Origin of the sequence: Caballeronia sp., assembly GCF_028292365.1 — a bacterium.
GTDB lineage: Bacteria > Pseudomonadota > Gammaproteobacteria > Burkholderiales > Burkholderiaceae > Caballeronia.
In genome coordinates, this window is sequence record NZ_JAQGMM010000317.1 from 1 (window position 1) to 11,527 (window position 11,527).

General features: G+C 60.3%; 10 protein-coding genes. 7 read left to right on the forward strand and 3 right to left on the reverse strand.

Annotated elements, in window-relative coordinates; all coding sequences use genetic code 11:
* The 5 genes from doeA to JWR14_RS19660 all read left to right on the forward strand — a co-directional run.
* Positions 1–1,107: ectoine hydrolase DoeA (doeA, locus tag JWR14_RS19640; protein ID WP_299710015.1), on the forward strand; the 1,107-nt coding region annotated here is incomplete at its 5' end.
* A 2-nt stretch (positions 1,108–1,109) separates the two neighbouring features.
* Positions 1,110–2,150 carry a N(2)-acetyl-L-2,4-diaminobutanoate deacetylase DoeB gene (doeB, locus tag JWR14_RS19645; RefSeq protein WP_299710017.1) on the forward strand — a complete coding sequence of 347 codons (1,041 nt, stop codon included), beginning with the start codon at positions 1,110–1,112 and terminating at the stop codon, positions 2,148–2,150.
* A gap of 2 nt (positions 2,151–2,152) precedes the next feature.
* On the forward strand, positions 2,153–2,623 hold the full coding sequence (locus tag JWR14_RS19650) for an Lrp/AsnC family transcriptional regulator (RefSeq protein ID WP_299710019.1): 471 nt from the start codon (positions 2,153–2,155) through the stop codon (positions 2,621–2,623).
* A gap of 144 nt (positions 2,624–2,767) precedes the next feature.
* Entirely contained in the window at positions 2,768–4,246 is a 1,479-nt protein-coding gene (locus tag JWR14_RS19655; protein ID WP_299710021.1) for an NAD-dependent succinate-semialdehyde dehydrogenase, read from the forward strand.
* 47 nt (positions 4,247–4,293) lie between these two features.
* Entirely contained in the window at positions 4,294–5,679 is a 1,386-nt protein-coding gene (locus JWR14_RS19660; protein ID WP_299710023.1) for an aspartate aminotransferase family protein, read from the forward strand.
* Between the two features lie 193 nt (positions 5,680–5,872).
* On the opposite strand, the gene JWR14_RS19665 is transcribed toward JWR14_RS19660, so the two are convergent.
* The gene (locus JWR14_RS19665; protein WP_299710025.1) at positions 5,873–6,097 is read right to left on the reverse strand and encodes a DUF6723 family protein; all 225 of its coding nucleotides are present in this window, start codon (positions 6,095–6,097) and stop codon (positions 5,873–5,875) included.
* Positions 6,098–6,555: 458 nt separating this feature from the next.
* Here JWR14_RS19665 and JWR14_RS19670 point away from each other — a divergent pair, with 458 nt between their 5' ends.
* Positions 6,556–7,053, forward strand: coding sequence for a YetF domain-containing protein (locus tag JWR14_RS19670; protein WP_299710027.1), 498 nt, complete (start codon positions 6,556–6,558; stop codon positions 7,051–7,053).
* Between the two features lie 236 nt (positions 7,054–7,289).
* The gene (locus tag JWR14_RS19675) at positions 7,290–10,529 is read left to right on the forward strand and encodes a PAS domain S-box protein (protein ID WP_299710029.1); all 3,240 of its coding nucleotides are present in this window, start codon (positions 7,290–7,292) and stop codon (positions 10,527–10,529) included.
* Positions 10,530–10,806: 277 nt separating this feature from the next.
* On the opposite strand, the gene JWR14_RS19680 is transcribed toward JWR14_RS19675, so the two are convergent.
* Positions 10,807–11,259 (reverse strand): hypothetical protein, encoded by a 453-nt coding sequence (locus JWR14_RS19680; protein WP_299710031.1) that lies wholly within the window; start codon positions 11,257–11,259, stop codon positions 10,807–10,809.
* 65 nt (positions 11,260–11,324) lie between these two features.
* A partial coding sequence (locus tag JWR14_RS19685; protein WP_299710033.1) for a low affinity iron permease family protein occupies positions 11,325–11,527 on the reverse strand: 203 nt, incomplete at its 5' end.

The window sequence follows — 11,527 nt, forward strand, 5'->3', positions numbered from 1 at the left end:
GCGGAGATCGATCTGCTGATCGTCTCCGATCCAACCAACATGAGTTGGCTCACCGGCTACGACGGGTGGTCGTTCTACGTGCACCAGTGTGTGCTCTTGCCGATGGAAGGGGAGCCGGTATGGTTCGGTCGTGGGCAGGACGCGAATGGCGCGAAGCGCACGGTCTTCATGCAGCACGACCAGATAGTGGGCTACCCGGACGACTACGTGCAGTCGCCGGTCCGGCATCCTATGGATTATCTGTCGCGTGAAGTGATTGCTGCCCGCGGCTGGGATAAATGCCGGATAGGCGTGGAGAAAGACAACTACTATTTCAGTGCGGCCGCTTACGCGTCGTTGACGCACCATCTGCCGCAAGCAACATGGGTTGACGCGACGGGGATCGTCAACTGGCAGCGCGCGGTCAAGTCGCCGCGTGAGATCGAGTACATGCGCGTTGCAGCGCGGATTGTCGAGAAGATGCACGCACGTATTCTCGATCGGATCGAACCGGGCATGCGCAAGTGCGATCTTGTTGCGGAGATCTATTCGGCAGGCATCACGGGCGTGGAGGGTTACGGCGGCGACTACCCTGCGATTGTGCCTTTGCTGCCAACAGGTTCTGATGCAGCCGCGCCGCATCTGACCTGGGACGACGCCGAGTTCAAGACGGGAGCGGGAACGTTCTTTGAAATTGCCGGCTGCTTCAAACGGTATCACTGCCCGCAATCGCGTACGGTGTATCTCGGGCGTCCGCCCCAACATTTTATCGACGCGGAAAAGGCGATCGTTGAAGGCATAGAAGCGGGACTCGCAGCAGCCAGGCCTGGCAACCTTTGCGAAGACATTGCCAACGCATTTTTTGCGGTGCTGCGCAAATCCGGAATCGAGAAGGACAGCCGCTGCGGTTATCCGATCGGTGCGAGCTACCCGCCCGACTGGGGCGAGCGCACGATGAGCCTGCGCCCGGGGGACAAGACGGTCCTCGAACCCGGCATGACGTTTCACTTCATGCCGGGGTTGTGGCTCGACGACTGGGGCCTGGAAATCACGGAAAGTATCCTGATTACCGGCACGGGCGTGGAGACGTTCTGCAACACGCCTCGTCAATTGTTCGTGAAGGAGTAGCAATGCGTGCGTCACCCATTGCGCCGACGGTGGATCTGGCCGCCGTTGGCGAGCAACACGGGTTCCTCAAGTTGCCGTATTCCCGCGACGATTCAGCGTGGGGCGCCATCATGATTCCCATCACCGTGATCCAGCGCGGCGAGGGGCCGACCGTGCTCCTGACGGGCGGCAATCATGGCGACGAATACGAAGGACCGATCGCGCTGTCCAAGCTTGCTGCAACGCTCAAGGCAAGCGATGTCACCGGGCGCGTGATTGTCGTGCCCTTCATGAACTATCCGGCATTCAAGGCCGGCACGCGCACGTCATCGGTGGATTCCGGCAACCTCAACCGGAGTTTTCCTGGCAAGGCGGATGGTACCGTCACAGAAAAAATAGCGGACTATTTCCAGCGGCATTTGCTGCCGATATCCGACTACGTACTCGATATTCACGCGGGTGGCCGGACGCTGGATTTCCTGCCGTTTGCCGCCATTCACGTCTTGTCTGACGCCCAGCAGCAGGCGCGGTGCGAAGCCGCGATGCGTGCGTTCGGCGCACCTTACTCCATGCGCATGCTCGAACTCGATAGCGTTGGACTGTTCGACACCGCGGTGGAAGAAGCGGGGAAGGTGTTCGTTTCCACCGAACTGGGCGGCGGCGGAACCGCGACGGCCGCAAGTGTGGCGATTGCCGAGCGGGGTGTGTATGGCTTTCTCGCGCATGCGGGGGTGATCGACCGGGAAGGGATATCGCCACGGGACGACCTGCGAGGCAACAACCGCACGACGACGCTGCTGGACATGCCGGATGGCACTTGCTACACCACCAGCGAGCACAGCGGCTTGCTCGAAATGTGCCGTCACTTAGGGGACTTTGTTGAGGAGGGCGACGTGCTGGCCCGCGTCTACGACGCCACGCGTACTGGCGCGCCTGCAGTCGAATATGTAGCGCGGCGCAGCGGCTTACTGGCGGCGCGGCACTTCCCGGGACTGGTGCAGATCGGTGATACGGTCGCGGTGGTCGCCGATGTAGTGGAACGCCATATTCCGGTGGTCATCTGATCGTGATCAAGCTCGACCGCTACGACATCGCCATCTTGCGCATCCTCGCTCGCGACGGCCGCATCACGAAATCGCGACTCGCCGAGGAGGTGAACCTGTCGATTTCTCCTGCGTGGGAACGCGTGCGCAAGCTGGAGGAAAGCGGTGTCATCAAGGGTTATCGGGCGGAACTCGATTGGGTCGGTGTCGTTAACGCGAGCCGGATCGTGGTGGAAGTGACGCTGGCAAAACACACCGCGCACGACATGCGTCGCTTCGAGGACCGTGTGCTCGCAGCGCCCGAAGTTGTTCAGTGCTACGCGACGGGCGGCGGCGTGGACTATGTGCTGCATGTGGTATCGCGCGATATCGATCATTACCAGCGCTTTATCGACTCCCTGTTGATCGATGAAATCGGCATTGAGCGCTATTTCACGTACATCGTCACGAAGGTCGTGAAGAGCATGCCGGACAGCATTCCGGACTGGGAATAGCGTGGGAATAGCGCCACATCCAGGGAATCTCGCGAGAACGGCACGCAGGACAGAAAAAACACCACGCATGGCGGTTCACATCGAAAAAATCGCGCGGCGGCGAGGACGAAAATGGACGTCATACAGTGCAATCAGGAGCCGCTCATGTTGCTGGGTCATCCCGTCCTTTTCAAGTCGCTTTGTTATGTCGATGGCCGCTGGATTCATAGCGACAGCGCCGCAACCGTCGCCGTGCAGAATCCCGCCGACCAGGAGGTGATCGGTCACGTGCCCATGCTTGAGCGCGCGCAAATTGAAGCAGCGGTCGGCGCCGCGCACCGTGCATTCGAGTCCTGGCGATGGGTGCCGCAAGAGCGCCGCAGCGCGATCCTGCTGCGCTGGCATGAACTGATCCTGCGCCATCAACACGACCTGGCCGGAATTTTGTCGCTGGAACAAGGCAAGCCTTTGGCTGAATCAAGAGGAGAGATCGCCTATGCGGCGAGCTTCGTTGAGTGGTACGCCAACGACGCAAAACGCCTCTGCGGCCGCACGATTCCCACCCACATCAATGGTGCCCACCTCGGCACGGTGATGGAGCCGGTCGGCGTCGCCGCGCTGATCACGCCGTGGAATTTCCCGGTTGCAATGATCACGCGCAAGGCGGCTGCCGCCCTTGCCGCGGGGTGTACGGCGATCGTCAAGCCCGCGCACGAAACACCTTTCTCGGCGCTCGCGCTGGCGCAACTGGCGGAAGAGGCGGGTTTTCCCGCAGGTGTATTCAACGTGGTGCTGGGCGAGCCGCAAATGGCGATGGAAGCACTGGTACGCGACGTACGCGTGCGGGCGATCAGCTTCACGGGATCCACTCGTGTAGGTGGGCTTGTCGCGCGTGCGGCAGCCGAGTCCGGCATCAAGAAACTGGCGCTTGAACTTGGCGGCAACGCACCGTTCATCGTGACGGAAGACGCTGATCTCGATCAAGCGGTCAAGGTGGCGATTGGCGCGAAGTTCCAGACGTCGGGACAGGATTGTTGCGCGGCGAATCGCATCTTCGTGGCCGCGCCATTGTATGAACAGTTTGTTCAGCGATACAGCGAAGCGGTGCGCGCGTTGAAGGTTGGGCCAGCCTTCGAGGCGGGTGTGGAGGTGGGGCCGCTGATGCATCAGGCTGCCTTCGATACCACTGCTGCTCGCGTGGCCGATGCCCGTACGAAGGGCGCGCGCATTACCGCAGGCGGGCAAGCGCATGCGCTTGGCGGGTGGTTCTTCGAGCCGACCGTGGTGGCCGACGCGGCGCCCGGGATGCGTATTTACGATGAAGAAAACTTCGCGCCGACATCGGCAATATCGTCGTTCAACACGCTGGACGAAGTGGTGTCTAAAGCGAATGACACTGAGCACGGGCTGGCTGCTTACGTCTGTGCCACGCGCATGGACACAATCTTTCAACTGGTGCGCCGGCTCGACTTCGCGATGATCTCGGTCAACGGCGTCAAGTTCACCGGTGCAACCATCCCGTTCGGTGGCATGAAGGCGTCGGGACTCGGCCGCGAAGGGGGATCGGAGGGTTTCGAGCCGTTCGTCGAAACCAAATACTTTTGCCTCGGCAACCTCGGCTTGCCGCTGAGCGTCACGGCTTAATGGAATCACACGAATCACACGAATCACAGAAATCCAAGGAGCAACTCATGACACAGCAACTCGAGCAACAGTTCAGCGAAGACCGTGCACACTTCATGCATCCGTCGACCCACGCGCACGATCATGCGAGCGGCGCTCTTCCGGGCAAGATCATTCGTGGAGCGAAGGGTATTCGCATTGAAGATCACGAGGGCAAGAGTTATATAGACGCCTTCGCAGGTCTTTACTGCGTGAACATCGGCTATGGCCGCACCGAGGTGGCCGATGCCATCTACGAGCAAGCCAAGAAGCTGGCGTATTACCACACGTACGTGGGCCATTCCACCGACACCATCATCCAGCTGTCGTCCCGAATTATCGACTGGTCGCCGGCAGGGATGAAGAAGGTTTATTACGGCATGTCCGGTTCGGACGCGAACGAAACGCAGATCAAGATTGTCTGGTATTACAACAACGTGTTGGGCCGTCCGAACAAAAAGAAGATCATTTCCCGCGAGCGGGGTTATCACGGTTCGGGCATCGTGACGGGTAGCCTGACCGGTTTGCCGAGCTTTCATCAGCATTTCGATTTGCCGATCGATCGCGTGAAGCATACGGTCTGTCCGCACTGGTACCGGCAGGCGCCGGCCGGCATGAATGAAACGCAGTTTGTCGCCTATTGCGTGGAAGAACTGGAGAAGCTGATCGCACGCGAAGGCGCCGACACCATTGCGGCTTTCATTGGTGAACCGGTAATGGGAACGGGCGGCATCATTGCTCCGCCGGAGGGTTATTGGGCCGCGATCCAGCAGGTACTGAAGAAGCACGACATCCTGCTGATCTCCGACGAAGTGGTATGCGGCTTCGGCCGCCTCGGCTCGAAAATGGGCGCGCAGCACTACGGCATGCAACCCGACCTGATCACCGTCGCGAAGGGTCTCACGAGCGCCTATGCGCCGTTGTCGGGCGTGATTGTGGGTGAACGGGTGTGGGATGTGATCGAGAAGGGCTCGCAGGAACATGGTGCGATGGGGCACGGCTGGACGTATTCGGGCCACCCCATTTGCGCGGCTGCCGCTATCGCTAATCTGAACATCCTTGAGCGCGAGAACTTGACGCAGAACGCGGCCGATGTCGGCGCTTATCTTGGCGCGCAGTTGCATGCTGCATTCGACCAGCATCCGCTAGTGGGTGAAGTGCGTCAGACCGGCATGCTGGCCGCGCTTGAATTCATGGCGGACAAGGCGGGACGTAAGCCTTTCGATGCAGCGTTGAAGGTTGGACCGAAGGTATCAGCGGCTGCGTTGCGTCGTGGAGTGATTGCGCGGGCCATGCCGCACGGCGATATTCTCGGCTTCGCGCCGCCGCTTGTGACCACGCGGGCAGACGTGGATGAGATTGTCGGTATTGTGCGCGAAGCCGTGGATGAAGTCGCCACGCAGACGATTGCATAACGTCGCATCAGGTCACATCAGGCTGTGTTCAAGCATCAATAAGTCCGGCCGCCGGCTTTGTCCCAGCGGCTTTTTTTCGTGCTGCAATGGACCAGTTCGACACGAGACCATTCGCTGCGGTCAAGCCATGTTTCATTGCAACGCAGCATTCGCGCAGCACCAGAACGCGTAACCCGCGGCTAGCGCACTTCTCTCAATCTTCCGGGTTGGCGATATCACTGGCGACTATCCGTTCGCCATGCATGACTGCCGCCTCGCGCGCTGCTTCTCGCGAGGGGTACGGTCCGAGCACCGGGGACCCCTGGAACGGGAATAGCATGCGGCCGTCGGTTTTTCTAATAACCTTTAGTGTTCCTACAAACAATCCACCGGCATTGATCTGGTACGACGCATACACCGCGAAGTCTTCGGGGCTCATGGTTTCGCCTGATCCCCGGCTTTGTAGCTGGGTCATGGATAGGACAAGTTTCGGTTTTTTCATGGCTTTGTACGTGTTTCAATCGTGCTCGTGTAGAGGCGTGGCGTGCGTCCAGCCGAGCGCCGAAGCGGTCGATTTTTCCTGGCCGGGAACATCACGACGTTCACTAAGATTTCACAGCACTTGACGCTGAGCAATTACTAGTCCGCGCTCGCAGTACGTTTCTTGCGGGGGTGCTGGAAGCAAGCACAAGGTGCTGGCCGGCGGCGCAACGCATCGGGTCTGTATCACTTCATTCGTTCAGAATCCACGCTATCTGGACGAATACAGCATGTTTCGTGACTTGAGGGCGACTGATCCATGAGGTGCCACGCCGGCGAACCCGCGCCGGCATGCGTGCAACCCGGGCGCGTTTCGGCCTATGTGAAGCCATGCCCATTGATAAGAAAGGAAAGCACATGGACGCCCTCATCGCAGTGTTCGGCAGCGGCCACGACCTCGATTCGCTACAGATGGCCGCTCGCGCGGTCGCGGTCTTCATTGGCGCGCTGGTCTGTATTCGAATCTCCGGCCGGCGTTCTTTCGGCCAGCGTTCTCCGTTCGACTATGTCGTCGCCATCCTTCTTGGCGCAACGCTCAGCCGTGCGATCGTGGGTGCTTCACCCCCGATCCCGACGGTGGTCGCCTCACTGGTGATTGTCTTGCTGCACCGGGTGCTTGCATGGGGCTGCCTGCATTCGCCGAGACTGGAGCGGCTGGTGGGCGGGACCGAGCGGGAGCTGTACCGCGATGGCCGCTTCGATGAGAAGCAGATGTCCGCTGCACTCATTACGCGAACTGACCTGTTCGAAACGGCGCGACAGCAGCTAGGCGCCAACGACCTGTCCGGGATCCGCGCGGCCACGCTCGAACGCAATGGAGAGATCAGCCTGATCCGCGATAAGGACGCCCGCTAGGGGCCTTGCGGGACCCGGTCTTATGCTGGCCGGAAGCGGAGAAAGCTGGGCCAAGAGACGGTAGCCAGCAAGAATTGTCCCCGGAAGGTGCGCTTGAGAAGTGTGGGCTGGAAGCGTCGACGGCGTTCTGCGAATGAGGCTTTGGAAGGTAAAATAAGAGCCTATCTACTGACGTTTCAAACTCTGCAACGCTGAGGAGCGTCGTACGGTTAGGCGTTGCTTATCGGCCCCCGCACATGAACGAAAGACAACCGACCGATGGCCTGGTACACGCCTTCCTGGAGGGCGGCGGCGAGGTCGCCAGGATCATCGCCTCCAGAGACTGGTCCACGTCGCCACTGGGTCCTCTCGAAGGCTGGTCAACAACGCTGACCGGCACTATCGCCCTGATATTGCAGTCGCCTGTTCCCATTGTGACGCTCTGGGGTGTCGATGGCGTCATGCTCTACAACGACGCCTATTCGGTTTTCGCGGGCGGCCGGCATCCTCAGCTTCTCGGCTCCAAGGTGCGGGAAGGGTGGTCGGAGATCGCGGATTTCAACGACAACGTGATGAAGGTCGGGCTAGCCGGCCGAACGCTGCGATACGAAGATCAGGAACTGACGCTGCACCGCCACGGACGCGGTGAGCAAGTGTGGATGAACCTGGACTATTCGCCCATTCGTAACGAGCAGGGCGTGCCGGTCGCGGTCATCGCAATCGTCGTGGAGACCACCGCAAAGGTGCGCGCGGAGCGTTGGCTGAGCGGCGAGCGCGAACGGTTGCGGCGGATGTTCGAACAGGCGCCCGGCTTCATGGCCATGCTGACCGGCCCCGAACACGTCATTGAATTGACGAACGCTTCCTTCACGCAACTGGTTGGCGATCGCACGATCCTGGGCAAGCCGGTGCAGGAAGGATTGCCTGAACTGCGCGGGCAAGGGTTTGTAGCGATCCTGAATCAGGTCTACGCCTCTGGAATGCCCGTCTCGGGCAGTGCGCAGTCCATCGTGCTCAATCGGCTCCGTGGGGCGCCTGCAGAGCAGCGCTACGTCGACTTCGTCTATCAGCCGGTTCGCAACGAAGCCGGTGCCGTGATCGGCATCTTCATTCAGGGAACCGACGTGACGGACCGCCTTGCGGCGGAGCGCGCGGTTCATGAAAGCGAACAGAAATTCCGCACCTTCGCTCAGGCTATGCCGAACCAGGTCTGGTCGGCGGGGCCCGACGGTCAACTCGACTGGTTCAACGACCGGGTCTACGAGTACAGCGGTGCGGCGCAGGGCACTCTGGACGGTCAGGCGTGGGGCAACATCATTCATCACGACGACCTGCAGGCTACCATCGGACAGTGGGTTGACGCGGTGGCATCGGGTACGACCTACGAATGCGAGTTCCGGGTTCGACGAGCCGATGGCGTGTACCGCTGGCATATCGCCCGGGCGCTGCCTATTCGCGACAACGCCCACCGCATCGTCCGCTGGATTGGCACAAATACCGACATTGAAGACCAGAAGTCCGCGGCACGCGCTTTGGAGCGGCTGAACAAGACGCTCGAACATCAGGTGGCGGAAAGTGTTGCCGACCGCGACCGCATGTGGCGGCTTTCTACCGACATGATGCTGGTCGCCGATTTCCAATCGAATATCGTGGCAGTGAATCCGGCCTGGCAACAGATCCTTGGCTGGGATGAGAAGACGCTTATCGGCCATTCATTCCTTGAGTTCGTGCATCCCGATGACCGGGTCGAGACACTCGCCGAAATGGGCGAACTCAGCGAGGGTATCCGCACGTTCAAGTTCGTGAACCGGTATCAGCGGCAGGATGGGGCGTATGTCACGCTCTCGTGGACGGCCGTGCCCGACGACCGTTTCGTTCATGCCGTGGGTCGCGACATCACCGCGGATCGTGAAGCGGCAGACGCACTGCGACGTACCGAACTCGCGCTTCAGCAGGCGCAAAAAATGGAGACAATCGGCAAGCTCACCGGCGGGGTCGCGCACGATTTCAATAACCTGCTGCAGGTCATTTCAGGCAACCTGCAACTGCTTGCGTCGGACGTGGCGGGCAGCGAGCGGGCAGAGCGGCGCCTGGCAAATGCGCTTGCCGGGGTCAGCCGCGGCGCGAAGCTGGCGAGCCAGTTGCTGGCCTTCGGGCGCCGGCAGGCGCTCGAGCCGAAGACGATCAGGATCGGACGGCTCATCACCGGCATGGAAGACATGTTGCGGCGCAGTCTGGGCGAGGCCATCGAGATCGAGACCGTTGTTTCCGCCGGCCTGTGGAATACATTCGTCGATCCCACTCAGGTCGAGAACGCGGTCCTCAATCTCGCCATCAATGCGCGCGATGCCATGGACAACGCGGGCAAGCTGACCCTCGAAGTAGGCAACGCTTTCCTCGACGACCGCTATGCGCTCGATCATGCCGAAGTGAGCGCCGGGCAATACGTGATGCTCGCGGTGACCGATACCGGCTGCGGGATGACACCTGAAGTGCTGGCCCAGGCCTACGAGCCGTTCTTCTCCACCAAGCCGGAGGGCAAGGGCTCGGGGCTGGGGCTCTCCATGGTCTATGGTTTTGTCAAACAGTCGGGTGGACACGTCAAGATCTACAGCGAACCGGGCCATGGCACGACGGTGAAGTTGTATTTGCCACGGACCCACGACAAGGAAGATCTCGGGGCGGCGATTGAAAGCACGCCGGTGCTCGGTGGCGCCGAGACAATCCTCGTGGCTGAAGACGACGAACAGGTCCGGGTGACGGTTGTGGAAATGTTGTCCGAACTGGGCTATCGCGTGCTTAAGGCGAACGACGCCAGCAGTGCGCTTGCGATCATCGAAAGCGGCGTGCCAATCGATTTGTTGTTCACCGACGTCGTCATGCCAGGTCCACTGCGAAGTCCCGAATTGGCTCGCCGTGCGCGGCAACTCATTCCCGGCATTGCGGTGCTGTTCACGTCCGGCTATACGGAAAACGCGATTGTCCATGGCGGCCGGCTGGATGCCGGCGTAGAACTGCTCGGCAAGCCCTACACACGAGAGGCGCTCGCGAGAAAGATCCGGCACGTTCTCGCAAATCAAACCCAGCGTGCCGCACCCATGGTTGTGCCGGCGCCTCCGAGCGTGCCGTCAGCGGTCGCGCTCAGTGCGCCTGCTGGGCGCTCGCTAAATATCTTGTTCGTTGAAGACGATGACCTGATCCGCTCCAATACGAGCGAGTTGCTCATGGCGCTGGGGCACGTGGTCCATGAAGCTGCCAACGCACAAACGGCTTTGGCGTTGATTCAGAAAGAGACGGTGGATTTGCTCATCACGGACGTCGGCTTGCCCGGCATGTCGGGCGAAGAACTCGCCTTACAAGCGCGTGTTTTGCGCCGTGACCTGGCTGTCATATTTGCAACCGGCAACCATCATGTTTCAAAAGTGCCGGGATACTTTGTGTTGCGAAAGCCCTACGATACCGTGAGCATGGCCGCACTCTTGCGGCAGATGCAATGATCGCAGCCACGTGTTCCCACAATCCGTTGAACGCGTTGCCGGAACGTCCTGTGGACCGCGCCGGCTCGCACGGCTTATGACGCGGGAGGGTCGCTCGGGACACCCGGCTTGGCGGCGTCGGTGGCCAGCGCGTCACGAAACCCGGACAGCCGCTGCTGGTAATTTTCGCTATCGCCGTAGGCAAGGAACGCTTCAGCCCTTGCCGGGGAGCCGAGTATTTTTCGAGCGTGCTTGATGGGGCACCAGTGCTGCTCGGTACGCGCGGCGATCTCGGTTCCTAAGCAAGCAAGCCGTTCCCATACGCGCAGTACGCGCAATTAAACTTCTCCATGAAGTTCAGGTAGCTCAGATGCCACCGATCCATCACGATATAGTCTGAGCGCCTGACCTTGTTGATCCTGTACACGGGAAAGCATAGGGACTGGTACACGGTCAGGCCGAGGTCGAGAAAGAGCAACGGCACGATCAGCCCGTAGATGACAGGCGCGACCACAACCGTTGGTGGACGACTCTTGAAGATCCACTGCAGCAGGCCCGTTTTCGATCGCTGGTGCGCCTCCCTGACCGATTTGTCGAATCTGATCCGCTTGCCGTTCACGCGATAGAACAGGGGCACTTCCGCACGGTGCACAACGGCTCTCAGTTCATCTTCGAGCACGTTTATCTGCGCCATCAGTTGCCGCGCTTTCTCCTCCACATGACCCCTGTGCCAGTTGGATACGATAGACAATCCCGCCAACTCATTACTCTTTGATAAAGGCACCAGGACTTTTCCGCCTAACACGCACTCGGCGACTAAGAGGAGGCATTGGCGGCGGGTGCCTGGTCTGCTCCTGCCGCCTTGCGCAGATAAGCGGCCGCCAATCGTCGAAGCTCTTCTTCAGAGGCATCCTCAATCCCGATCAGGTGATTGTCCGCAGACCGGTGAGACGCAAGTAACTCGTTGAGTTTCAGGTGAAGCGCCACGCTGTCCTTGTTCTGGCTTTGCTGGATCAGGA

Bases quoted from the DNA above. Each gene is read 5' to 3' on its own strand.
- doeB (WP_299710017.1), top strand. From the start codon at position 1,110: ATGCGTGCGTCACCCATTGCGCCGACGGTGGATCTGGCCGCCGTTGGC.
- JWR14_RS19655 (WP_299710021.1), top strand. From the start codon at position 2,768: ATGTTGCTGGGTCATCCCGTCCTTTTCAAGTCGCTTTGTTATGTCGAT.
- JWR14_RS19660 (WP_299710023.1), top strand. From the start codon at position 4,294: ATGACACAGCAACTCGAGCAACAGTTCAGCGAAGACCGTGCACACTTC.
- JWR14_RS19665 (WP_299710025.1), bottom strand. From the start codon at position 6,097: ATGAGCCCCGAAGACTTCGCGGTGTATGCGTCGTACCAGATCAATGCC.
- JWR14_RS19670 (WP_299710027.1), top strand. From the start codon at position 6,556: ATGGACGCCCTCATCGCAGTGTTCGGCAGCGGCCACGACCTCGATTCG.
- JWR14_RS19675 (WP_299710029.1), top strand. From the start codon at position 7,290: ATGAACGAAAGACAACCGACCGATGGCCTGGTACACGCCTTCCTGGAG.